General features: G+C 66.7%; 21 protein-coding genes and 1 pseudogene. 15 read left to right on the top strand and 7 right to left on the bottom strand.

The annotated features are described in order from the left end of the window. The 3 genes from V6M49_RS04240 to V6M49_RS04230 all read right to left on the bottom strand — a co-directional run. Positions 1–2,162 (bottom strand): ATP-binding protein (locus V6M49_RS04240; protein WP_332760183.1); only part of this gene is annotated, 2,162 nt, incomplete at its 3' end. After that, positions 2,159–3,001 (bottom strand): DUF4194 domain-containing protein, encoded by an 843-nt coding sequence (locus V6M49_RS04235; protein WP_332760182.1) that lies wholly within the window; start codon positions 2,999–3,001, stop codon positions 2,159–2,161. The genes V6M49_RS04240 and V6M49_RS04235, both read right to left, overlap by 4 nt. A 2-nt stretch (positions 3,002–3,003) precedes the next feature. After that, positions 3,004–4,464 (bottom strand): DUF3375 family protein, encoded by a 1,461-nt coding sequence (locus tag V6M49_RS04230; RefSeq protein WP_332760181.1) that lies wholly within the window; start codon positions 4,462–4,464, stop codon positions 3,004–3,006. Between the two features lie 151 nt (positions 4,465–4,615). On the opposite strand from V6M49_RS04230, the gene V6M49_RS04225 reads away from it, so the two are divergent. The 4 genes from V6M49_RS04225 (at position 4,616) to V6M49_RS04210 (ending at position 8,444) form a co-directional block, all read left to right on the top strand. Beyond that, positions 4,616–5,020 carry a PepSY domain-containing protein gene (locus V6M49_RS04225; protein ID WP_252599585.1) on the top strand — a complete coding sequence of 135 codons (405 nt, stop codon included), beginning with the start codon at positions 4,616–4,618 and terminating at the stop codon, positions 5,018–5,020. A 172-nt stretch (positions 5,021–5,192) separates the two neighbouring features. Beyond that, positions 5,193–5,492, top strand: a complete 300-nt coding sequence (locus V6M49_RS04220) for a hypothetical protein (RefSeq protein ID WP_141138749.1) — start codon at positions 5,193–5,195, stop codon at positions 5,490–5,492. 63 nt (positions 5,493–5,555) lie between these two features. Beyond that, positions 5,556–7,586 carry an acyl-CoA dehydrogenase family protein gene (locus V6M49_RS04215; RefSeq protein ID WP_332760177.1) on the top strand — a complete coding sequence of 677 codons (2,031 nt, stop codon included), beginning with the start codon at positions 5,556–5,558 and terminating at the stop codon, positions 7,584–7,586. Between the two features lie 51 nt (positions 7,587–7,637). Further along, positions 7,638–8,444, top strand: coding sequence for a hypothetical protein (locus V6M49_RS04210; protein ID WP_332760175.1), 807 nt, complete (start codon positions 7,638–7,640; stop codon positions 8,442–8,444). Here V6M49_RS04210 and V6M49_RS04205 read toward each other — a convergent pair. Continuing rightward, positions 8,441–8,842, bottom strand: coding sequence for a YchJ family protein (locus V6M49_RS04205; RefSeq protein WP_141138752.1), 402 nt, complete (start codon positions 8,840–8,842; stop codon positions 8,441–8,443). The genes V6M49_RS04210 and V6M49_RS04205 overlap by 4 nt on opposite strands. Positions 8,843–9,072: 230 nt before the next feature. On the opposite strand from V6M49_RS04205, the gene V6M49_RS04200 reads away from it, so the two are divergent. From V6M49_RS04200 to V6M49_RS04180, 5 genes are all read left to right on the top strand, one after another. Beyond that, positions 9,073–9,843 carry a hypothetical protein gene (locus V6M49_RS04200; RefSeq protein WP_332760173.1) on the top strand — a complete coding sequence of 257 codons (771 nt, stop codon included), beginning with the start codon at positions 9,073–9,075 and terminating at the stop codon, positions 9,841–9,843. Between the two features lie 171 nt (positions 9,844–10,014). After that, the gene (locus V6M49_RS04195; RefSeq protein WP_332760171.1) at positions 10,015–11,079 is read left to right on the top strand and encodes an aldo/keto reductase; all 1,065 of its coding nucleotides are present in this window, start codon (positions 10,015–10,017) and stop codon (positions 11,077–11,079) included. Positions 11,080–11,159: 80 nt separating this feature from the next. Beyond that, positions 11,160–12,164, top strand: a complete 1,005-nt coding sequence (locus V6M49_RS04190) for an aldo/keto reductase family protein (protein ID WP_332760169.1) — start codon at positions 11,160–11,162, stop codon at positions 12,162–12,164. Between the two features lie 199 nt (positions 12,165–12,363). Next, a complete protein-coding gene (locus tag V6M49_RS04185; RefSeq protein WP_056342031.1) occupies positions 12,364–12,750 on the top strand; it encodes an RNA-binding S4 domain-containing protein in 387 nt (128 codons plus the stop codon). A gap of 56 nt (positions 12,751–12,806) precedes the next feature. Continuing rightward, positions 12,807–14,270: an amidohydrolase gene (locus tag V6M49_RS04180; protein ID WP_332760167.1), complete on the top strand. Its 1,464-nt coding sequence runs from the start codon at positions 12,807–12,809 to the stop codon at positions 14,268–14,270. Here the strand turns inward: V6M49_RS04180 and V6M49_RS04175 are convergent. After that, on the bottom strand, positions 14,267–14,773 hold the full coding sequence (locus V6M49_RS04175) for a hypothetical protein (RefSeq protein ID WP_332760166.1): 507 nt from the start codon (positions 14,771–14,773) through the stop codon (positions 14,267–14,269). The genes V6M49_RS04180 and V6M49_RS04175 overlap by 4 nt on opposite strands. 118 nt (positions 14,774–14,891) lie before the next feature. Between V6M49_RS04175 and V6M49_RS04170 the strand changes: the two genes are divergently transcribed. Further along, positions 14,892–15,509, top strand: coding sequence for a uracil-DNA glycosylase (locus V6M49_RS04170; RefSeq protein ID WP_056342023.1), 618 nt, complete (start codon positions 14,892–14,894; stop codon positions 15,507–15,509). 33 nt (positions 15,510–15,542) lie between these two features. On the opposite strand, the gene V6M49_RS04165 is transcribed toward V6M49_RS04170, so the two are convergent. Both V6M49_RS04165 and V6M49_RS04160 read right to left on the bottom strand, forming a co-directional pair. Next, the gene (locus V6M49_RS04165) at positions 15,543–16,787 is read right to left on the bottom strand and encodes a type II toxin-antitoxin system HipA family toxin (RefSeq protein WP_332760164.1); all 1,245 of its coding nucleotides are present in this window, start codon (positions 16,785–16,787) and stop codon (positions 15,543–15,545) included. After that, complete coding sequence (locus V6M49_RS04160; RefSeq protein WP_332760162.1) at positions 16,784–17,050, bottom strand: helix-turn-helix transcriptional regulator; 267 nt, start codon at positions 17,048–17,050, stop codon at positions 16,784–16,786. Before V6M49_RS04160 ends, V6M49_RS04165 begins: the two co-directional genes overlap by 4 nt. A gap of 209 nt (positions 17,051–17,259) precedes the next feature. Here V6M49_RS04160 and V6M49_RS04155 point away from each other — a divergent pair, with 209 nt between their 5' ends. From V6M49_RS04155 to aspA, 5 genes and pseudogenes are all read left to right on the top strand, one after another. Next, a complete protein-coding gene (locus V6M49_RS04155) occupies positions 17,260–19,107 on the top strand; it encodes a glycoside hydrolase family 15 protein (protein WP_332760161.1) in 1,848 nt (615 codons plus the stop codon). Between the two features lie 479 nt (positions 19,108–19,586). Beyond that, complete coding sequence (locus V6M49_RS04150) at positions 19,587–19,859, top strand: winged helix-turn-helix domain-containing protein (protein WP_332760159.1); 273 nt, start codon at positions 19,587–19,589, stop codon at positions 19,857–19,859. A gap of 164 nt (positions 19,860–20,023) precedes the next feature. Beyond that, positions 20,024–20,773 carry a FadR/GntR family transcriptional regulator gene (locus V6M49_RS04145; RefSeq protein WP_371706749.1) on the top strand — a complete coding sequence of 250 codons (750 nt, stop codon included), beginning with the start codon at positions 20,024–20,026 and terminating at the stop codon, positions 20,771–20,773. Between the two features lie 26 nt (positions 20,774–20,799). After that, a complete protein-coding gene (locus V6M49_RS04140; protein ID WP_141138763.1) occupies positions 20,800–21,921 on the top strand; it encodes an asparaginase in 1,122 nt (373 codons plus the stop codon). Between the two features lie 8 nt (positions 21,922–21,929). Further along, a pseudogene (gene aspA / locus V6M49_RS04135) lies at positions 21,930–22,160 on the top strand (aspartate ammonia-lyase); the annotation flags it as partial.

Here is a 22,160-nt window from a genome sequence, read left to right as displayed (position 1 = left end):
TCGATGTTGGCCCGCAGCGGTTCCAGGTCGGCCTGGGCCGCGAGGGCATCCTTGAGCCGCTGTTCAATCCGGGTAAGTTCATCGGCGGCGACGGCAGCGGACACCTGTTCCCAGGGCCGGTGGTCCTCTGCGATCCGGCGGAGGGCATCGAGCTGCCGGCTCATGCCCTGGTGCGACTCTTCACGGCTCTGCGCCAGCTCGGCGGCCTTGGCGAGTTCCTGCTGCAGGTCCTCCACCTGGGCGGCCACGAGTTCCAGCTTGGCGGCGTTGTCGAAACCGAGCACGTAGTCCTGGCGGCTCGTGAAACGGTCGTCCTTCTCTACCGTGTGCCGGTTGCGTTTGACCACACCGCCCAGGCTCAGGCCCTTGTCCAGTGTGGCCAGCTCGTTGGGGTCCTCGACGCACGGGTAGGCGAAATCGAGGGCGATCCGCTCCCGGATCCATTCCCCGGCGTCCGCCACCGCGCCGCTGGCGAGGATGTCCAGCTTGGTGAGCAGATCGCCGTCGCGCGCGTCCTCCACAGCGAGGGCGCCGCCCGCGAGCGGCTTGGATACGTCCACCGCGCGCAGGGCGCCGCGTACTTTGTTGTCGTTCAGGTAGCGGGTCACCGCGGCGAAATGTTCGCCGGGGACCAGCAACGTGGTGGCGAGGTTCCGGAGGGCACGCTCCGCGGCCGGCCGCCAGCGTTCCTCCCCCTCGGCGAGGTCCATCAGCTCGCCGCCGAACGGCATCCGGTCCTCAGGAACGCCGGTGGCGGCGGCGATGGCCGCCCGGTTTTCAATGCTCGACGGCGGCAGCAGGGACTTGCGCGTCTTCAGGGACAGCAGCTCCTGCTGGGCTGCCGCCAGCTCACGCTTCTTGGTGGCGTGGCCGTCGAAGGCTTCGAAGCGGAGCTCCTGCAGGGCCTGCGAGTCGTCTTTGAGCTCGGCCGACCTGGCGGCAGCCTGCTCGTGGGCCTGTTCCCAACCGTCAGCGGTCCACTCCAGCTGCAGGCCGGCGTCGGACAGGGCCTTGCGGGCCGCTTCCTCCACCTGCTCGCGCAGCCGCAGACCCACCTTGGCGTTGTCCAGCGATTGCTCGATCGCGGAGATCGCGTTGCCGCCCTGGTTGTTGTAATCGGTCTCCAGCTGGCGCAGATCCTTGGCCAGCCCGTCGCGGACCGAGCGTTCCGCGCCCAGCTCCTTGGCTTTCGCCTGGGCCAGCTCCTTGAACCGGGCCAGCGTTTTCTGGTGCACGGTGACGGCGAGCTGCTGCTTGTACGCTTCGAACTCCTCGCCGGACAGCTCACGGAGCCGGTTTGCGTCCAGGAGCGACTGCGCGTATTCCTTGTTCAGGCCGGGCACGGGGGCCAGCTGGTCCCGCTGCTGCCGCACGTCCTCCAGCCGCTGCCGGATGGACATGAGGTTGCTGAATTCCTCCACCACGTCATCGGCCGCGGCGAGGGTGGCAGGGGCGTCCAGGACCTGGTCGCGGAAGAACGTATTGACGCTGCCGCCCAGGCCCTTGCCGGCCTGGATCACGCGAAGCAGCGGCAGAGCCTGGTCCGAACTGATGCCGAGGAGGCGGCGGAAACGCTCCGCGAAGGCCTTGTGGACATCGAAGATCTGGGCGTCCGGGAAGATCGTCTCCAGCGCAGCCTTGGTGAAGCGCTTGTCCGCGATGTCCTCGATGGCCGGCAGGTCCAGCGGCTTGCTGTCGATCACGTAGAAACGCCCAACGCTGGACTCCGTGCCGTTTTTGGGCAGGTCGAACAGTGCGGACACCGTGATCCGGGTGCCCGCGGCGTTATCAAACGTCAGGGCGACGGCGGACCAGGTGGCACCGGAGCGCTGGAACGCACTGGCCGAGCCTTCGCCAACGGCCTTGTCGCCCACTTTGCCGCGCATGTAAGTAAACGTGGTCCTCTTGTCCTCCACAGCACCGCCGGCACGCTGGGCCGCGGCCTCGTTGGAGCGCGGCCGGGCATCGAACACCCGCAGCATGGCATCAAACAGCGTGGACTTGCCCACGCCCGAGTTGCCCGTCAGCAGGGTTCCGTTCCGGTCCACGTGCATCGTGTGCGCCCCATGGAACGTGCCCCAGTTGACCACCTGCACCAACGCCAGGCGCATCTGGCCCGGGTTCGTGAGATCGCCCATCGGCAGCATGGTTGCGATGCTCACTTGGCTTCCTCCGTTTCGGTGGCCGAGGCTACCGCGGCGTCGCCGTCGTCGTCCTCGGCGCCAGTGTCGACGTCGAGCTCTATCAGTGCTTCCGTGCCTGTGGGGTCTGTGGTGGCTGCTACCAGGGCTTCGATTTGGGCGGGGATGTCGCCGATGTTTTCGAAGGGGAGGGCCAGCGGGAGGGCGTTGGAGATGGTGTAGACGTCATCCAGGCCCGTGGCAAGGAGCAGCTGGCGGGCCAGGAGCTTGGTGATGGCCCGGGTGACCACGTCCGAATCCCGCAGCGCGTCCTGCTGGCCGGCGGGCTGGTAGTGGGCCACGAGGTCGGCGATTTCCTCCCGGGTGATGGTGGCATCGGTCTGGGCCGTGACGTGGCGGTCCAGCAGCATCCGCAGGCGGAGCAGCACGATGGTCTCCACCCGGCTCAGCGCACGCTGTTGGCGCAGGATGCTCGACCGGCTGCTGCCCCCGATGGCCTCCGGATCCACCGGGCGCAGGACGGCGATCTTGCGCTCGTGGTCCAGCTGCAGGGTCAGGAACAGCTCGGACAGGCGGCTGCGCAGGATGATCTGGTTGTCCAGCAGCGTAGTCCACAGCTTCTCGTCGCGGCCGCCGTCAACGTACGGGCCTTTAAGCAGCTTGACCAACGCCTGGCGCACCTTCATCGAGAAGACGCCGGTGTCGCCGGGAAACAGGGCCGCGCCGTCCACAAACGTGTCCCGGGGCGTGACTCCGGCGACCCTGGTGATTGAGCCTGCCGAAATCCCTTGGATCTCGGGCTCGACCGCCGGTGCGGCCTCCTCAACGGGGGGTGCCGCCGTCGTAATTTCTTCAGTCATCGTCAATCCTTCTTGAGGGTGACCACCGGCAGGTACGCCGTGCGGGTGGTGCCGTCGATCTGTTCGTAGTCCAGGCCGTCCCAGGCGTCGCGGTCAAAGGCCGCGCCATCCTGGAGGGCGTGCGAGAGGAGTGCGCGGATGGAGTTGATGTGCTGTTCCTCCGGCGGCAGCTGCCCCCAGGCCTCGGCGAGGGTGGACGCGCCGGCCACGGCGGCCCGGATGGCGTCGGGACGTGCTTTGCCCGTCCTCGGCGAGCGCACCCGGTCCGAGTCGCTGAAGGCGATGGGGTCGGCCAGCTTGGGCGGAACGGCGAACTCGTCCGGGTCGTAGAGCTTGACCATGGCCAGCGATTCGAACCCGGCGTTGAACAGCACCGGACCGCGGACCAGTCCCGGCCGATCGCGTTCATACGGCAGGGACCTGATGGCCTGCTCGGCCTCGCGCAGGACCTTCCGGAGGCGGACGGACTGGCGGAAGTCGTCGCTCTGGACGTAGGTGTTGAGGCTTTCGCTGAGCTTGCCGTAGATCCGCTGGATCTGGCTGTGCTGGTGGCGGAGCTCGGCCACCAGGTTCTTGAGCGTCTCGCGGTCCTCCGGCGAAAGGTCGTCGGCGAACTGCCGGCTGAGGACCTCACCGATGGCCGACCGGAACCGGAGCTGCTGCTGCGGGTCTTCCAGGAATGCGGTGAAGGAGCGGAAGGTCCTGCCCTCGGGGCTCTGCCGCAGCCGCTTGTCCGCGTCGAGCACCTGCGCCATGGTGGCGCCTTTGCTCAGCGACTCCTCGATGATCTGGTTGCGCAGCTCGCCCACCAGTTCCTCGATGCGGTCGCGCATCTTTTTGTAGTCGGCGGGCAGGCTGGCGGCGAGGTCCAGGATGTTCCCGGCAGCTTCCACCGCTTCGTCGTCGTCCAGCAGGCCGTCAAAGTCGCCGGAGCTGATGTCCTGGATCAGCTGCTGCCGTTCCCCGATCTCGTCCTCCAGGGATTCCAGCCGGGCACTCTGGTCCGGATTGGTCTCGTTGGCCAGCTTCTCCACGTCGCCCAGGAGGGTGCCCAGCCGGGAACCGTTCAGCGTGGACCGCTCGCTGGAAAGGCTGTCCAGGAACGCGAGCACGCGGGCGGCCGGCTCGGTGACCTCGTAAACGATCTGCCCCGACTGGTTGCGGCGGGTCAGGAAATGCTTGCGTGTCCACTCATCCGCATAGTTCCTGCCGGACGACGTGCCGATGGCGGCACCACCCGGCCCGGGCTCCTGGCGCCGGAGCTGCTCAAGGAAGGAGTCGACGTCGGCGTGGAACTCCTCGAGCGGAAGCTGCGGACGGGTGCGGGTAAAGGATGCCTGCAGCACCGCGATCACCCAGGGCGCCGAGCGCGTCAGGGCCCAGGCGGGTCCCTTTGTGAGGAGTTCGAGGTCCCGGAGCCGGGCACTGATCGCGTCAGCGGATGACCTGGCGGAGCGGGGCACGCACTCTCCTTCAGCTGCTGGGGGATGGTTGGGCAGCGCGGATCGCGAAAACTGCCAACTACAAGGTTAACGCAGGCCCCGCGACCGAAAAGTCGTTGTACCTTGCTGGCCGCGGGAGCACACTATTTAGATCACCTGAGAGGAGTCTGTCATGCGTGAAAAAGCTGCACTGATCACCGGCCTGGCGGCTGCGGCTGTCATTCTGGGTGGCGCGACAGTGGCGGTCGCCGCGAGCACCGGGACCAGCGGAGATCAGCCCTTGAGCAAGATCGGGGTCAACGTCGACCGGTCAGTGCCGGTGTCCACCGTCCCGGGGCCCGAGCGGGACGACGATTCCAATCTGGCACCACTTAACACTGCGGACCATGACCAGGCCGCGAACGCCGCATTGGCCAGGGTGGGCCAGGGCAGTGTCATCGAGGTGGAACGGGAAAATGATGGGAACGTCGCGTACGAGGTTGAAGTCAGGCTGGACAACGGTTCCCAGGTTGAGGTGGGGCTGGGCGCCGACTTCGCGGTCCTGAACCAGGCCGCCCCGGAGTTCGACGACGACTGAAGGCAACCGCGGACAGTGACTTCCGCGACCGCTCCGTGACCTACGTCCCGGTAGCATTGCGATCCCGCATCAACCCGCCATGACGGCGGGGCAGGTCTGGCTGGGACGCCTAAGCACCCCCTACGCTCATGCTACTGATCTCAACCGAAGCAACGGCGCAGCAGGGGGAACAATGCAGTTCGACTTAAGTGCAGTGGAGACGGCCACCATGGTGTTCATCGGAACCCTGGTGTTTGGCCTGGTCCTGGTGGCCTTCGTCCTGACAGCGGGCTTCCTGGCCCTGGTCATGGTTGGGGTAGGCAAGTTCGCCTGGTTCCTCGCCTCCACCGCGCTGCTGACGGTGGTCCACGGGATCAACAGCGGCTGGGACAGACTGGTCCACCACGCCTCCACCGGATCTCCGGGGGACTTCCAGGGCCAGCCATCCCCTAGCACTGGAAGCTACCCGCGGGTAATGTTGAGAGACAGCTGAAGGGTTCTCCAACCCGGCGGATCCATGGCTTGAGCCGGCCATCCCGGTCAGAGGAGATACCCCATGAGCTTCGCCACTGACAGTCCCGCCACGAACCCACCTGCCACCGAAGTTCCTGCCACGGATGCCCCGGACGCCGAAGTCCCCGTCGCCGCGGCCAATATCGGGCCCGAAGCCACCGCGGCGGACGCCCGGGCACTTGCTGAAGCCTCCCGCGAACTCGACTGGGACCGGCCCAGCTTCGCCAAGGGACTCTACCTGGGGAATTTCGACCTCAGCCTCATCCACCCCTGGCCGAAGGCAAAAGCCGATGACGTGGAACGCGGTGAGGCCTTCATGGAGCGCCTCACCGCGTACGCCCGCACCATGTCCGGGCGCGTGATCGAACGCGAGGCCCGGATCCCGGACGCGTACCTCCAGGGCCTGGCAGGCCTGGGCGTCTTTGGCATGAAAATCCCGCAGGAGTACGGCGGACTCGGCTTGTCCCTGGTCTACTACGGCCGGGCCCTGGCGCTGCTCGGCAGCGTCCACCCGAGCATTGGCGCCCTGATCTCCGCGCACCAGTCCATCGGCGTCCCCGAGCCCGTGAAGGTCTTTGGCACGCCGGACCAGAAACGCGAGTACCTGCCGCGCTGCGCCGCCGGCGCCATCACGGCTTTCCTCCTGACGGAACCGGACGTGGGCAGCGATCCCGCCCGGATGGGCAGCACCGCCGTTCCCACGGACGACGGCGGGAGTTACGTCCTGGACGGCGTGAAACTTTGGACCACCAACGGTGTGATCGCCGAGCTGGTGGTGGTGATGGCCGTGGTGCCGGCCCACACCGATGCGGACGGCACCGAACATAAGGGCGGCATCAGCGCCTTTGTGGTGGAAATGGACTCCCCCGGCATCACTGTGGAGAACCGCAACACGTTTATGGGGCTGCATGGGATCGAAAACGGCGTCACCCGCTTCCACAATGTGCGGGTGCCTGCGGCCAACAGGCTGGGCCGCGAGGGCCAGGGCCTGAAGATCGCACTCACCACGCTGAACACAGGCCGGCTTTCCCTGCCGGCGCTGTGCGTCGCGTCCGGCCGCTGGAGCCTGAAGATCGCCCGGGAATGGTCCAACGCCCGCACCCAGTGGGGCCAGCCGGTGGGCAAGCACGAGGCCGTGGGCAAGAAGATCGCCTTTATCGCCGCGACCGCCTTCGCCCTGGACGCCGTCTTCGAACTGTCCGCGGAACTCGCCGACGCCGGGCAGAAGGACGTGCGGATCGAGGCTGCCCTGGCCAAGCTGTGGTCCTCCGAGATCAGCTACCGGATCGCCGACGAACTGGTCCAGATCCGCGGCGGCCGTGGCTTCGAGACGGCGGAGTCCCTGGAAGCCCGGGGAGAACGCGCGGTTCCGGCCGAGCAGCAGCTGCGCGACCTCCGGATCAACCGGATCTTCGAGGGCTCCTCGGAGATCATGAAACTCCTCATCGCCCGGGAAGCCGTGGACGCCCACCTGGCCGCCGCGGGCGACCTTGCGTCCGTGGACGCGAGCCTCCAGGACAAGGCGCGGGCCGCCGTCGGGGCTTCAGGTTTTTATGCCCGCTGGCTTCCCAAACTGGTGGCCGGCGCCGGAATGGACCCCCGGTCCTACAGCGACTTCGGCAGGCTGGCCAAGCAGCTGCGCTTCGTGGAGCGGTCCTCGCGCCGGCTGGCCCGCCAGACGTTCTACGGCATGGGGCGCTGGCAGGCGAAGCTGGAGTACAAGCAGGCGTTCCTGGGCCGGGTGGTGGACATCGGCGCCGAGCTGTTCGCCATGGCCGCCTGCTGTTCCCGGGCCGAAATGATCCTTCGCACCACGCCCGAACATGCCGCCAGTGCCTACGAACTGGCAGAGGCATATTGCGAGCAGGCCCGCGTCCGGATTGACGAGTACTTTGACCAGCTGTGGCGGAACACCGACGACGGCGACCATATCCTCTCCCGCAAGGTCCTGGCCGGGGATTACACGTGGCTTGAGGCGGGCGTACTGGATCAGTCGGAGGGCACCGGTCCGTGGATCGCCGATGCCACGCCGGGGGCGTCCACCAAGGAGAACCTGCACCGAAAGTACCGCTAGCAACTCATAAGCAGGCTTGTTATCGCTGGTCACCAGTGGTTGAGTTGACCCATGAGCAACCAAACAGACCCAGAGGACAGGCTTCCGCCGACGACGCGGAACGCGAATCTACGGAATGAAACTGCTCGTGATCAATCCTTCGCCAGTGGCGAGCCCACGCGCGCCTTCGATCAGACGCCCGCGCCCTATGCCGAGCAGGGCTACGCCCCGGCAGCCGAAGCGCCGGTGGCCGACGCTTCGGTGCTGGATCCCCGCCTGACGGATCCGCGCCTGACCGACCAGCAGACGGCCGCAGCCAGGGAGAAGGAACAGTTCGGCGGCATCAAGGTGGGCTCGGCCTTTTTCGGCTGGCTCGCTGCCACCGGCATGGCCGTCCTCCTCACAGCCTTTGTGGCCGCAGCCGGCACCGCGGTGGGCCTGGCGAACAACACCGACGTGAACGAGGCCGTCAACCAGGTGACGACGAACGGCGCCGTCGGGCTGGTGGGCATCATTGTCCTGTTGGTGGTCCTGTTCGTCTCCTACTACTCGGGTGGCTACGTCGCCGGCCGGATGGCCCGGTTCAACGGCGCCCGGCAGGGTTTTATGGTGTGGATCTGGGCGCTGATCGCTGCGATTGTAATTGCCCTGCTGGGCATCATCGCCGGCCAGCAGTTCAACGTCCTTGCCAACCTGAACAGCTTCCCCCGGATCCCCATCAACGAAGGCGAACTGACGCTCACCAGCATCATTGCCGCCGTTGTGGTGGCCCTGGTCGCGCTGGTGGGTGCCGTGCTCGGCGGCCTCGCGGGCATGCACTTCCACCGCAAGGTGGACCGGGCCGGCTTCACGCCGGACGAAACGTACAACGGGGGCTAGGCGAGCATCACGGCGTCGACGTAGTACCAGCGGCGGTTCTCGCGGACAAAACGGCTGGTTTCGTGGTGGACTCCGCGTTCGCCGTCGTGCCGGAAGTGGGCCTTGAACTCCACGGTCCCCTCAGTATCCAGCGGGCCGCCGCGGCTCGTGGACAGGATGTCCAGGCGGCGCCACTCCATGGCCGGGTCCAGCTCCAGATCCGAAGGCGCGGTATCCGGGTGCCAGGTTTTCCGGAGGTATTCGGTGTCCAGCAGGACAAACGCGCTGTAGCGGGAGCGCATCAGCTGCTCCGCCGTGGCGGCTTCGGCCCCGCCATTATGGAACCGTCCGCAGCAATCCGCGTAGGCCTCGCCGGACAGGCAAACGCACGGGCCGGCGTGGATCGGGTTCTCGGTCATGGTGCTCCTGTCGCGGTTGCCTGGACCGCTTTCCGGCGGCCTCGTGGGTCCCTTCCGACTATAGGCCGCAGCCGGTGTTGTCATATCCGGTAACAGCTTCGAAACAACCTCGGACGAACCCCGCCCGGAGCCCGCAGGACCGAAAAATAGTCCGTAAGGTGGAGGAGGGCTGTTGCCCGTGGTGATGAGTGCCGGGACGGACTCCGCCGCCGGCAGAGAGGAGAGATGACGTGGGAGATTCAACGACGATCGCTCTCAACCTGACTTTTTTCGGCACACTCGGCCTGGCGCTCCTGATGTTCCTGGGCCTGTTCCTGCTGGTGGTCATCACCTTGCTGCTTGCCGGCGCCGGGCGGCTGTTTGTGCTGACCGCAATGGCCCTCTTTGGGCGGCTCCCCAAACACGAAACCCTCCCCCTGGTCCGCCTGACCGGGGAGTCCATGCCGCCGCCGTCGGGCGCCCCCGACGGAACGCACGACGACGGCGCTGCCGCCCCGTCTGCCGGCAGGATTGCGCCGCGCGACTGGCGCAAAGCCCTTCAAGACGCCCGCACCTTCCTGAAACCCTCCGAACTCCGGCCCCGCTTCCACCGTGCGGTGGAGCATCACCCGCTGCTCACTGCGGCCCGCATGGAACCCCCGGTGCTCGCCGAGGACTGGGCTGCCGCGGTGGCCGAAGCGGATGCCCGGGCCATGGCGCGCGCCCGGGCCGCCGCCCCCGAAATCAAGATCTCGGTCCGCGATCTTCCCGGTCCCTCCGTTCCCGCAGCGAAGGTGGAAGCCGTGGCTCCGTTGGTGGAGTCGGCGCTGCACCAGGACAACCCTGCGCGGGACAATTCCGACCGCGACCCCAGCCGTGAGAGCGCCGGCCTTGGGGCCGCCCGCTCCTTCACGAAGCCGCCCGCCCCCGCGCCCCTGTCGCTGCTGGACACCGGCTCGCTGGTGTCATTGTCCGGCCACGCGAACGTCCTCAAGGCCAAGCTGCCTGCCGACCGGAGCTGAGGACCGTGCGGCTCCCGGGCCGTCACAAACCGTCACTGCCCCGGCCCGCGTTACCCCGTGCTACGAAAAGCGAAGCACCATGGCGCTTTCCTGCGGCACAGCGCCGAATTTGTGTAGCGTCGTGACGATCCACAGCAATCCGCGTGGGAAATCGATTGTGAGGAGCCGGGGATGAGCCTCAGCGAACTTCGTGTGTTCGGGCGGTCCGGCACGCCCATCAGCCCGCTCACACTGGGCACCATGAACTTTGGCGAAGGGCCGGGCGGCGCAGCCGGCGGCGCCCAGGCAGGCGGCGCCCCCACCGGCGCGGATGAAAGCATCCGCATCATCCAGGCCGCCGTCGACTCCGGCATCACCGCGGTGGACACCGCCGACGTGTACTCCCAGGGTGAGTCCGAACAGGTGGTGGGCCGGGCGCTCCGCGGCCGCCGCGACGACGTCTTCCTGGCCACCAAGTTCCACGGCCAGATGAGCGCCAACCCGGCCCACTCGGGGAACTCCCGGCGCTGGATCATGCAGGCGGTGGAGGGCAGCCTCCGGCGGCTGCAGACGGACCGGATCGATCTGTACCAGGCGCACCGGCCGGACTACAACACCGACGTGCTCGAGACCATCACCGCCCTGAACGACCTCATCCGGCAGGGAAAGATCCTCTACTACGGCACCTCGGTGTTCACCCCGGCGCAGCTCGTGGAGGCCCAGTGGCTGGCCACCACCAACCACCTGATCCCGCCCGTAGCCAACCAGGTCCCCTATTCGATGCTGGTCCGCGGCAACGAACGTGATGTCCTGCCCATCGCGCAACAGTACGGCCTGGGCGTGCTGGCATACGGTCCGCTGGCCGGGGGCTGGCTGTCAGGCGAGTTCGTCCTCGATGCCGGGAAACCGCCAACCCGAGTGCACTCACTTCCGGGCCGCTACGACATTTCCGGGCCGTCCAGCGAGCGGAAGCTGCTGGCTGCGGACGCGCTGGCCCGGCTGGCCGACAAGCTGGAGATCTCGCTCGTGGAACTGTCCATCGGGTTTGCCCTGAACCACCCCGCCGTCAGCAGCGTGATCATCGGCCCCCGCACCGAAGACCATCTCAAGGCCTATCTCAAGGCCGCGGACACCCTCCTGGGCGAGTCCGTGCTGGATGCGATCGACGAATTGGTGCCGCCCGGGACCAACTTCGTGGAGCGCGACGCCGGGGCGATAGTGCCGTCCCTGGAGTACGCGGAACTCCGCCGCCGCTGATCGCGGGGGCGGCCGCACCGCCGTCGCCCGTTTGCGGAAAGCCCTTTCCCTCAATAGCTATCTCCGCTAGCGTGGAAACCATGGAATTCAGATACCTCGGAAACAGCGGCCTCAAAGTCTCGGAAATCACGTTCGGCAACTGGCTGACGCACGGCTCGCAGGTGGAGAACGACGTCGCCACCCAGTGCGTACGCGCAGCGCTTGACGCCGGCATCAGCACGTTCGACACGGCGGATGTCTACGCGAACACCGCCGCGGAAACCGTCCTCGGCGAGGCGCTGAAGGGCGAACGCCGCGAGTCACTGGAAATCTTCACCAAGGTCTACGGCCCCACCGGCCCCAAGGGCAAAAACGATGTGGGCCTGTCCCGCAAGCACATCATGGAGTCGATCAACGGCTCACTCAGCCGGCTCCAGACGGACTATGTGGACCTCTACCAGGCCCACCGGTACGACTTCGAGACGCCGCTGGAAGAGACCATGCAAGCGTTCGCGGACATTGTGCGCCAGGGCAAGGCGCTGTACATCGGCGTCAGCGAATGGACCGCAGACCAGCTCCGCGACGGCCACGCGCTGTCCAAGGAACTGGGTTTCCAGCTGATCTCCAACCAGCCCCAGTACTCCATGTTGTGGCGCGTCATCGAGGCCGAGGTTGTGCCGGCGTCGGAGGAGCTGGGCGTGTCCCAGATCGTCTGGTCCCCCATGGCGCAGGGCGTGCTGAGCGGCAAGTACCTGCCCGGCCAGCCTGCGCCCGAAGGCAGCCGCGCCACGGATGACAAGGGCGGCGCCAAGATGATCCAGCGCTGGATGCGTGACGACGTCCTCGCCGGTGTCCAGGACCTCAAGCCGATCGCCGCGGAAGCCGGGCTCTCCATGCCGCAGCTTGCGGTGGCCTGGGTCCTGCAGAACCCGAACGTTGCCTCCGCCATCGTGGGCGCGTCACGCCCCGAGCAGATCGCTGACAGTGTGGCCGCCGCGGGTGTGGTCCTGGAGCCTGAGGTCCTGAAGAAGATCGACGACGCCATCGGATCACTCGCGGAACGCGATCCGGCGCAGACCAAGTCCCCCGCCACCCGCGAAGCCTAGGAGCGCCGCACCCCTGGAGTTTTTGTCCAGATAATGGCCGGAAAACGCACCAATGGCCCCATTATCTGGACAAACACTCCGGGCTGGGGCGGGGCTTGGCTCCTGCCCGGGGCCACCCATCCCGCAGCGTTACCCGCGTCCGCCAGGGTGTCGGCGCAGTGCGTTCCGAGAACGCGACGCCGTATACTCGGTGCCAGCCATGACCATCCTTCCGTCCTCCCCCGCCAGCGTCCGCATTGATGCGTGGCTGTGGGCGATCCGCGCCTACAAGACACGCTCTGCCGCCACCGCGTCGTGCCGGGCCGGGCACGTGCGGCTGAACGGAAGCCCGGCCAAAGCCTCGGCCACTCTGGTCACAGGCGACACCGTCACCGTGCGGATGTCCGGCTTCGAACGCACCCTCGAAGTCCGCCGCCTGATCGCCAAACGCGTCGGCGCAGAGGTGGCTTCGCACTGCTTCACCGACCACACACCGCCACGGCCGGTGGCGCCGGCACTGGGCCTCCCGCAGCGGGACCGCGGTGCGGGACGTCCCACCAAGAAGGACCGCCGCGAGATGGAACGGCTCAAGGGCCCCGCAACCTAGGCCCCCGCCTTCGACTCGGAGTCCTGCTCCGCGACTGAGCTATCAGAATTGGAACTGTGAACAACATCGTCCTGACCTCCGCCAGACAGCCTGGCGAGGACACCGTCTCGGACCTGCACATCGTTGACGGCATGGTGACCCGGATCAGTGCCGGCGCCGGGATCCCGGGCGACGCCCGCGTAGTCAGCCTGGACGGGCGTTACGTCATTCCTGGGCTCTGGGATGAGCACGTCCACATGACCCAGTGGGCGCTGCACTCAAACAGGCTGGACCTGTCCTCCGCCGCGTCCGCGCGAGAGGCGTCCGCCGCCGTCGGACTTTCTGTTCACGACGCCGATCCTTCGGTCACCACCGTAGGGGTGGGCTTCCGCGACGTCCTGTGGCCGGACGTCCCCACTCTGGAAATGCTCGATGCCGCCACCGGCAACCAGCCCACCGCCCTGATCAGCCACGACCTGCATTGTGTCTGGCTGAACAGCGCCGCCGCCCGGCGGCACGGGGTGGAGCTTGACGCCGGCGGCCTGCTGCGGGAGGAACCTGCCTTTGCACTGACCCGCGAGCTGGGCCAACTTCCGGATTCAGTGGTGGACGGCTGGGTCCGCGATGCCGCAGAAGCAGCATCCGCCCGGGGCATTGTGGGCGTCGTTGATTTTGAAATGACCTGGAATCGTGACGTCTGGCTGCGCCGCTTTGCCGGTGGATTCAACAGCCTGAGGGTGGACGCCGGTGTCTACCCGGAGGACCTGGAGCGGGCCCGCCACGACGGTATGCGCACGGGCCTGGAGCTCGACGGCGGCAGGGGGCTCCTGCGGGTCGGCCCGCTGAAGGTGCTCATTGACGGTTCGCTGAACACCCGGACGGCGTTCTGTGTGGATCCCTACCCCGACGGCGGCTACGGGCTGCTGACTGTCAACGTTGATGACTTGTTGTCCCTGCTTAGCCGGGCGCGGGAGTACGGCTTTGTCCCGGCGGTCCATGCGATCGGGGATGGCGCCAACCAGGTGGCGCTGGATGCCTTCGAGCGAGCAGGGATCGGCGGCCGGATTGAACACGCGCAGTTTGTCCGGACGGAGGATTTGGCCCGCTTTGGGCGTCTGGGGGTTACGGCAAGCGTGCAGCCGGTGCATGCACTGGATGACCGCGACGCAGTGGAGTCCAACTGGGGCGGCCGCACGCAGCGGGCGTTTCCGCTGAGGTCGCTCCTCAACGCCGGAGCCACGTTGGCGCTGGGTTCGGACGCGCCGGTTTCACCGCTGGACCCGTGGGCTGCGATGTCCGCGGCCAGCACCCGGTCCCGGCAGGACACCCGCGGGCCGTGGCATCCCCAGGAATGCATCAGCCGGCGGCATGCACTTGCCGCTTCAGCAAGGGGCCGGAGCCGGATCCGGGCCGCGGACCCGGCGGACCTGGTGGTGCTCGACGCCGATCCGCTGGCCTCGCCGGACCCGGAATTCGCCGCCATGCCGGTCGCGGCAACGCTGGTGGCCGGCCGCTTCACGTACGACGGCGGCCTGGCTTAGTTCCGCACCTTGGCCTGCACGAGATTCGCGAACGGCAGCTTGCCGTGGTCCGCGAGGAAGGCAGCGTGGTAAGCGGCCTCGGCTTGGTTTACTTCTTCGGCGGGCAGCTCTTTCCACGCCATGATGAGTTCATCCGTGTGGGTCAGCTGCCAGATGAGGCGGCCGTCCCAATGCCCTGGCGGCCTGCCCCGCCCAAAATCCAGGAACTCCTTGATCTGGTTCCGGAGGCCGCGGTTGCCCTTGCTGCCAGGCCCTGCCTTGCCGATGTAGAGAATGTCCGCGCCGTCCACCCATTCAGCCCATATGGCGTCCGCCGGCAGAGTGGGATTCTTTTTCTTGAAGGTCCCGGCGGTGCTGATCTTCAGGAAATGCGGCTCGAACTCATTCGGCCGAAGAACGGCGAACACCCCGGTGCCCTGCGGAACCCTGATGATCTCAAGGCTGTCGAAGCTCCGGAAGCCGGCAAAGCCGTCGGACTTGAGCGTTTTCCTGTTCATCATCATGACGTTACCCGGCCAGGCGCCGGTCCGGAGCAAACTTGCACTGCGCACCCCTACGCCCAAAAGCGTAGAGTGGGTTAAGACGCCTGTTTCTGGACGCCGTGCTGCTGAGGGAGAGATCGTGACGATTGACTGGGACGAAAAAAAGGCCCTGCTACAGGAACCAAACATCGCGGCGGTAACGCAGCTCTGCGATGAACTGATGGAAAAGAAGCCAGGGTCCGTCGTCCCGTACATCGACCCCGTGCACGACGAGGACGAATGCCGGATCGTCAGCCTCCACGTCAGTCCGGGCAAGGGCACCGAATCGGGGTTCGTCTCCCATTTCAACGACGACGAAGCCGCCCGCCGCGCCACCCAGATTTACGAACTTGCCGAGCTTGATCCGCGCTATGTGATGCCGTGGAATGCGTACCCGTGGGTGCGGGATCCGGAGCTTCCATCGGCGCTGAACGTCCAGGAGAAGACTGACGGCCTGCGGCCCTTCCGGCAGTTCCTGAAGATCAACCGCCGTGTCTCCGCAGTCATCGCCCACGGCACGGACGCTTCCACGTTCCTCACCCTCTTCGAGAAGACCTACCATTCTTCCCTGAAGAACAGCGGCATCAAGATCTACAAGGCCAGCGCGCTCGGCGGGCGGGCCTTTGCTGTTTCCGAAGCAAAACAGGAGGATCTCCTCGCCAAAAGCGTGGACGTCTACAAGGACGCCATGCAGCGGGCAGGTATCCAGCACCTCTAACCACGCACGACGGCGGCAGTCACCGCGGGTGCCTCAGCCTTCCAGCAGGCGCCTCCGGTGCTTGAGCTCCTTCACCCACGCCCTGGTAACCATGTCCGGGAACGGCGAGCCGTCGTCGTCGTTCTTCTCCGGACCTCCGAGCCCGGCGAACGCAGTGCATGCCTCCAGGTCGGCGATCAGCGGACCTGACGCCTTCAGGGCAAGCTCCAGCACCTGGGCTGCTGTGCGGTCACTCAGTCCCAGGTCCTTGGCCCAGCCAAGAAAGTGCCGGCGCGAGATCCCGCTCCGCTTCCCGTTCAGGGTCAGCGCAAGGGTCTTGTCCCCGTAGACCACGGTGGAGGGAATGTCGTAGACCGGGGCGATGGTCCACTCGCCATGCGGCTGCTGGACCATGGAAACGTTTTTGGCGTGCAGGTCCCCGTTGCCGCTCAGCCACGCAAACGCCCCCTGGACCGCCAGGTTCCGGAGGGCCGGGAGCGGCGCCGAGCAATAGTCGGCCAGAGCATGGCAGACCTGCGCATAAGCCACGTTGTACTTGTCCGCCGGGTAGAGCTTCAGGACCTGGGCCCCGTCCTCCACCGCCAGCCGCCGGACGTCGTCCGGCCCGCCGCCGGAGATGGGCACCCGGTCGAAGCGTTCCACCAGGAGCCCGGGCCGGCCCGCGACATCCCGGATCAGCCGGACCCGGCTCAGCGGAATCCGCAGCTTGGCCGCATACCGGAACATCACCAGCTCGTTCTCCACCACATGCGGGAATTCGGGGGCGTTGAGTTTAAGGATGAACCGCCTGCCGGCGCTGGCCACAGGGAGCGAGATCATGCCGGCAGACAGCTTGTCCTGCACACCCGCCAGCGCAACGGGGTCGATCAGGTCCGGATCGCCGAGCAACTTGTCGAAGTCCACCGGCAGCTTGGGATCCAGCTGGACAGCGTGCTCGTCCGGATCCAGCGGCTCACCGTGGCCCACGATCTGGACGTCGCCCACCGGGTTCCCGCCGGCGGCGATCAGCAGGGACAGGTCATCGTCGGCGCTGGTCTTGATGGACCGCCGCAGCGCGTTGAGCCGGCGGCCCTCCGGCAGGAGCCCGGTGAAATAGGGCGGTGCCGCACCCGCCGCTGAATCGACGGGCGCGCCGGTGAGCGGCAGGGAACTGGCGACGGCGGGTCCCCCGGACGCGAGGTAGGCCGGCACGTAGCTGAACCGGGTGCCGCCGTCGTGCCTTTCAAGCCGCGCGGCGAGCACGCCGGCCTTGTAGATGTCGGCGATGCGGTGCTTCATCGCTGTGGTTCCTGACCGCTGGTGTGGCCTGCGAGCGCGCGGGCACCCTTGCTGGTCCTGGTGGTGATCCGGAGCTCCAGGCCCAGCGTATCCAGGACGGCCAACAGGGAATCCAGCTGGACGCTTGGCTTGCCCTGCTCTACGAACCTCACGAAGCGTACCGAGACCCCAGCCATGTCGGCGAGGTCCTGTTGGGTCAGGCCCAGCGCTAGGCGGCGCGAGCGGACCTCTGAAGGCAACTGATCCCCAAATGCGTCGGCCATGAGCAACTCCAATAGGTACGATCGTTCCGAATTCAGCGTGCAGCCAGCTTAAGCCTTCGCATTTGCTTCTGTATAGGCTTGAACGGCACGTTCGTACCGATCCGCCGTGATGAACTCGTGAAGTCCCCTGCCCCGATTACTGGCGCAACACGCAGAACGGCGGGAGAATCTAAGTATCAGGATCAAAGAATCTGAAGGAGCCAGCAGGCATGCATGCTCCGGCGTTTCCGCGCCCGGTGGAGCGTCTCGACGGGTATCTGCCCATCGAGGATCACGGCCTCATCGGCGACGGTTCCACCTGCGCCCTGGTGGGGCGGGACGGCGGAATCTCCTGGCTTTGCCTGCCCGAATTCGACAGCCCGCCCTTCCTGGCAGGCATTCTGGACACGGATGCTGGCGGCCTCCTTGAGATCACGCCGCTGCCGCTCGTGTCCTCCACCCAGCGGTACACAGAAGATTCCGGGGTGCTGGTCACCTCGCTGCTATCTGACCACGGCATGCTCAAGGTGACGGACTGCATGTCCCTCCGTTCCGGCGCTAACCTCGGCGAACCTGTTCCGGCCGGCCGGCATGAACTACTCCGGTACGCGGAGGCAGTTGGCGGCGATATCCGGGTGCGCGTGCGCCTGGCGCCGAAGGTTGGCACTACCTTTGACCAGCTTGCATCCGGGTGGAGGTTCGACTGGCCGGTGAACGGCACAGCGGAGGTCTACCTGTGGTCATCGGTGGAGCTCCGGCCCGACGGGCGTGGACTCAGTACGGAGCTGACGCTGCGCGCCGGCGAAACACTGACAGTCTCCCTGCACTGGTCGGGCCGCTTCCGGCTGCGGCAACGGCCGGACGCGAGGAAGCTCATCGACCAGACCGTGCGGGCGTGGCGGGAGTGGTCCTCGAGCCTGGATTGCGAGGGCTCCCAGGCAGACCTCATGAAGCGCTCGGCCCTGACCCTGAAGCTGCTCGACCATGCGGAGACCGGCGCCATCATGGCAGCGGCCACATCTTCCCTGCCCGAATGGCCAGGCTCGCCGCGCAATTGGGACTACCGCTACACCTGGGTCCGGGACGCGTCCTTCTCCAACTACGTCTTCCGGCGGATCGGCGACCCCAGCGACGCGGATGTGTTCCTCGCGTGGGTGCTGACCAATGTAGAGCGCGACGGCGTCCCGCACATTATGTACGCACTGGACGGTTCGCAACCGCCGGAGGAAGTGGAGGATCCGGTGCTGCGGGGCTACCGCGGTTCCGCACCGGTGCGCTGGGGTAACGGCGCAATCCACCAACGGCAGCATGATGTCTACGGTGAAATCGTGGACATCGCCTACCAGTGGTCCAACAGCGGCCAGCCAGTGGATAAGCATCTATGGGCGGCACTGACCCCCATTGTGGAAGCAGCCATCACCAGCTGGAAAACACCCGACAGCGGCCCCTGGGAGGTACGCAGCGCCGGGCGACCGTTCACATACTCGGCAGCCATGTGCCACGTGGCCTTGGACCGGGCAATCCAGATCGCCCGCAAGCACAGGTTGCCGTATCCGAAGAGGCGGTGGGAGGCGGCAGCCCGGGAGATACATGACGCCACACTCCGCCTCTCTTGGAATCCGGAACGGCGCACTTTCACCGAACAGCTGGGAGGTTCCGGCGGTGTGGACGCCGCACTGCTGTCCCTCCCCATCCGGAATGTCATTTCATTCAATGATCCGAGGATGGTCTCCACCACCAAGGCCATCGCGGCAAACCTGGACGCCGGCAACGGGCTGCTGTTCCGCTACCTGCCACAGGTATCGCCGGACGGACTACCCGGCGGCGAAGGCGCCTTCCTGCTGTGCAGCTTCTGGCTGGTGGACAACCTGGCCGGGCAAGGGCGGCTGGACGAGGCGCACGAACTGTACGAATCCCTGTGCAGCCGCGCGAATCCCCTGGGGCTGCTCCCCGAACAGATCCATCCGGACACCGGGGAATTCCTCGGCAACTTCCCCCAGGCCTTCAGCCATGTGGGCGTGCTGGCCAGCGGGTTGCGGCTCCTGAAGGCCCAGCGCCGCAACGCCGCGCACTCCTGAACAGCGCCGTCACAAACATTGACACGCACTATGGCCCGTGCCATATTTGTGGCGTGAACCTGTCGGACAGCCGGACAGCAGAACACCCTGCGACGGCTTGTCCGCAGCTCCAGGGACTACCCAGCCCCTAACACCTGGCCAACCTCAGAAAATAGGCCCCAACCGCCCGTCCCTCCGATCACCATCTGATCCGGGGCACATCGTTGTGCCCAAAATCCCCGCCGGGTTCAGAGACTCAAAGACGAGGTCCCTTCCGGGGGCTGAATCCCGGCACTTAGCCAAGGACTGACTTTGAACATCAAATCAACGAAATGGATTCTGGCCTCGCTCCTGATGGGAATCATCAGTGGCCTGGTGTTCCACTGGCCCGACCCGCCACGCCCGACGCCACCGGCCTCGCGGCTGAGGACGCAGAAGAGACCCGCGTCCCCGCTCCAGCAATGCGCTGATCGAGTCACGCACTGAGAGGCATGCGAAAAATGATTCATCCACTCACGGTCCCCGAAGACGCGGACCGTCGCCGCGACGTCCGGTCAAGGATCATCGAGCATCTCGCCCGTAACGGAGCGAGCAAGGTGTCAGACATCAGCAGCGCCATCAATTCCTCCAGGGAAAACGTCCGCTACCACCTTGCGACGCTTGAGGCCGCTTCGCTGGTCCGCTCCAACATTTCCCCCGGGACAAGAGGCGGCTGCACCCCCTTCTACGCGCTCATCCCCGCGATTGCACGGTCCCGGCAACCAGTTCCCTGAGCGGCGGCCCGCATTCTGCAACTCCTTGTGCGAACCTGACGGCTTGTCCCGACCCTGACGGCCGGCGGACCCTGGTCCGGGGATTCAACCTCCTCGGGCCAGGGCCCGCAGGCCCCTCGGGTACCCGCATTGACACACACTGTGACCCGTGCCATATTTGAGGCGTGAACCTGTCAGACAGCCGGACAGCAGGGCATCCTGCGAAGCCCTCCGGACACCAGTCCCCCGGAGCCCAGCGGCTCGACGCCCAACCGCTGGCCCGTCTCAGCGCGGCGGAAGCTGTCTTCAACGCCATCCGCACCGATATCGAATCCGGCACCGTGGCCGTGGGCGGCAAGCTCAGCTCCGAGGCGATGCTCTCGCAGCAGTACGGGGTCAGCCGCTCGGTCATCCGCGAGGCGCTACGCTCCTGCACCGCCCTGGGCCTGACTGTCACCAAGACCGGGAAGGGCACGTTTGTGGTCGCCAACAAGGTGGCCAATGACCTGACCCTGGGGCATTACTCTGCGCGGGACCTCACCGAGGCCCGCCCGCACATCGAGGTTCCGGCAGCAGGACTGGCCGCCCAGCGCAGGACGGACGAGGAACTCGAGACGCTGCGGCATATCGTCGCCGCCATGACGACGGAAACAGACCCGGAATCCTGGGTTGCCCTGGACTCCAGTTTCCACGCCGCCATCGCCCGCGCCAGCGGCAACAAGGTGTTCGCCAGCGTGGTGGCAGATATCCGGGGAGCCCTGGCCTTCCAGTCGGAAACCCTGAACATGGTGGCCGACCGCCAGAACGCGTCGGACACCGAGCACCAGCAGATCCTCGCGGCCATCGAAGCCGGTTCCGCCGAGGCCGCAAGCCTAGCCATGGCCGAACACCTGCGCGCTGTGGGCGTCGCCCTCGACTCCATCCTCAACAAGTAACTCCCCTAACAAAGACCTAGGACTCCATGCCTGCCCCTGCCCTTCCTGCTGCCCAAACCGCTGTCCCCGGTACGGCCGCACACGCATTTTTGACCGGCACCGAAGCCGGGACGCTCGCCCGGCACGCACCCCTGGTGGTCGCCACCCGCGACGGCCTCGTGGAAAGCGTCCACTACGGCTCGGCCATCGCCACCGCAGCCGACGGCTCGATCCTGGCGACGGCAGGCGACCCGCTGGCGCCGTTCTACCCGCGCTCTTCCCTCAAGCCTCTGCAGGCCGTGGCCATGGTCCGCGCCGGCCTGAACCTCCCTGCCGATCTGCTCGCCCTGACCGCAGCCAGCCACTCCGGCGGAGCCAAACACCGCGGCGGCACCCAGCGCATCCTCGCCATGCACGGGCTTGCTGTGGGCGACCTCGAGAACAGCACCGACCTGCCCTACGGCACCGGCGAGCGTGAGGACTGGCTGCGCACCGGCTTCCGCGCCACGCAGCTGACCCAGAACTGCTCCGGCAAGCACGCCGCCATGGCCGCCACGTGCGTCATCAACGGCTGGCCGGTCAAGGGTTACATCGATCCGTCCCACCCGCTGCAGCAGCTGATCGCCGCCACCGTCACCGAGCTGACCGGCGAGGAGCCCTTCGCCCGCAGCACGGACGGCTGCGGGACGCCCCTCTTCGCCCTCACCCTCCACGGCATGGCCCGCGCGTTCGGCGCCATCGCGGCGGCCGCCACCGCGATTACCGTCGTCAGCACCTCCGACGACGGCGGGACCGCCCCGCTGCTTGCGGAAGCCGCCGTCGGGCTCGCCATGCGGCAGCACCCTGACATGGTGGCCGGCGATCGCCGGGACGTCACGGAACTGATGCGACTGCTGCCCGGCTCTGTGGCGAAGGACGGTTTTGAAGGTGTGCAGCTCGTCGGCCTGCCGGATGGCCGCGCAGTTGCCGTCAAGATTTCCGACGGCGGGGACCGCGCCCGGATGCCCGCCACCGTCCACGTTCTTGAATCCCTCGGCGTGGACATTGCGCCGCTCGCCGGCATCGGCACAGCCCCTGTCCTGGGCGGCGGCCACAAAGTGGGCCTGCTGCGGCCCACAGATTTCCTGCCTGCACCTATCCTGTCCGCGCCCGCCAACGAAGCCCTGTGAGGACCCCCATGATCAACCTGACCACCAACCTGAGTGCCGTGGATGCCGTCCCCGAAACCCGGTCCGAGCATGACCTTCTGGGTGACCGCGACGTCCCAGGCAACGCCTACTGGGGCGTCCACACGCTCCGCGCCGTCGAAAACTTCCCCATCACCGGGCAGCCGCTATCCTCCAACATGCACCTGGTCCGGGGACTGGCCGCCGTGAAACTCGCCGCCGCCCGCACCAACCGCGAACTG

The organism is Pseudarthrobacter sp. (assembly GCF_036675385.1).
Classification (GTDB): Bacteria; Actinomycetota; Actinomycetes; order Actinomycetales; family Micrococcaceae; genus Arthrobacter.
This window is presented reverse-complemented; position numbering and strand designations above follow the sequence as displayed.

Coding starts and splice junctions, on each gene's coding strand:
- V6M49_RS04235 (WP_332760182.1), bottom strand. CDS start 3,001: ATGACTGAAGAAATTACGACGGCGGCACCCCCCGTTGAGGAGGCCGCA.
- V6M49_RS04225 (WP_252599585.1), top strand. CDS start 4,616: ATGCGTGAAAAAGCTGCACTGATCACCGGCCTGGCGGCTGCGGCTGTC.
- V6M49_RS04220 (WP_141138749.1), top strand. CDS start 5,193: ATGCAGTTCGACTTAAGTGCAGTGGAGACGGCCACCATGGTGTTCATC.
- V6M49_RS04215 (WP_332760177.1), top strand. CDS start 5,556: ATGAGCTTCGCCACTGACAGTCCCGCCACGAACCCACCTGCCACCGAA.
- V6M49_RS04210 (WP_332760175.1), top strand. CDS start 7,638: ATGAGCAACCAAACAGACCCAGAGGACAGGCTTCCGCCGACGACGCGG.
- V6M49_RS04205 (WP_141138752.1), bottom strand. CDS start 8,842: ATGACCGAGAACCCGATCCACGCCGGCCCGTGCGTTTGCCTGTCCGGC.
- V6M49_RS04195 (WP_332760171.1), top strand. CDS start 10,015: ATGAGCCTCAGCGAACTTCGTGTGTTCGGGCGGTCCGGCACGCCCATC.
- V6M49_RS04190 (WP_332760169.1), top strand. CDS start 11,160: ATGGAATTCAGATACCTCGGAAACAGCGGCCTCAAAGTCTCGGAAATC.
- V6M49_RS04185 (WP_056342031.1), top strand. CDS start 12,364: ATGACCATCCTTCCGTCCTCCCCCGCCAGCGTCCGCATTGATGCGTGG.
- V6M49_RS04175 (WP_332760166.1), bottom strand. CDS start 14,773: ATGATGATGAACAGGAAAACGCTCAAGTCCGACGGCTTTGCCGGCTTC.
- V6M49_RS04165 (WP_332760164.1), bottom strand. CDS start 16,787: ATGAAGCACCGCATCGCCGACATCTACAAGGCCGGCGTGCTCGCCGCG.
- V6M49_RS04160 (WP_332760162.1), bottom strand. CDS start 17,050: ATGGCCGACGCATTTGGGGATCAGTTGCCTTCAGAGGTCCGCTCGCGC.
- V6M49_RS04155 (WP_332760161.1), top strand. CDS start 17,260: ATGCATGCTCCGGCGTTTCCGCGCCCGGTGGAGCGTCTCGACGGGTAT.
- V6M49_RS04150 (WP_332760159.1), top strand. CDS start 19,587: ATGATTCATCCACTCACGGTCCCCGAAGACGCGGACCGTCGCCGCGAC.
- V6M49_RS04140 (WP_141138763.1), top strand. CDS start 20,800: ATGCCTGCCCCTGCCCTTCCTGCTGCCCAAACCGCTGTCCCCGGTACG.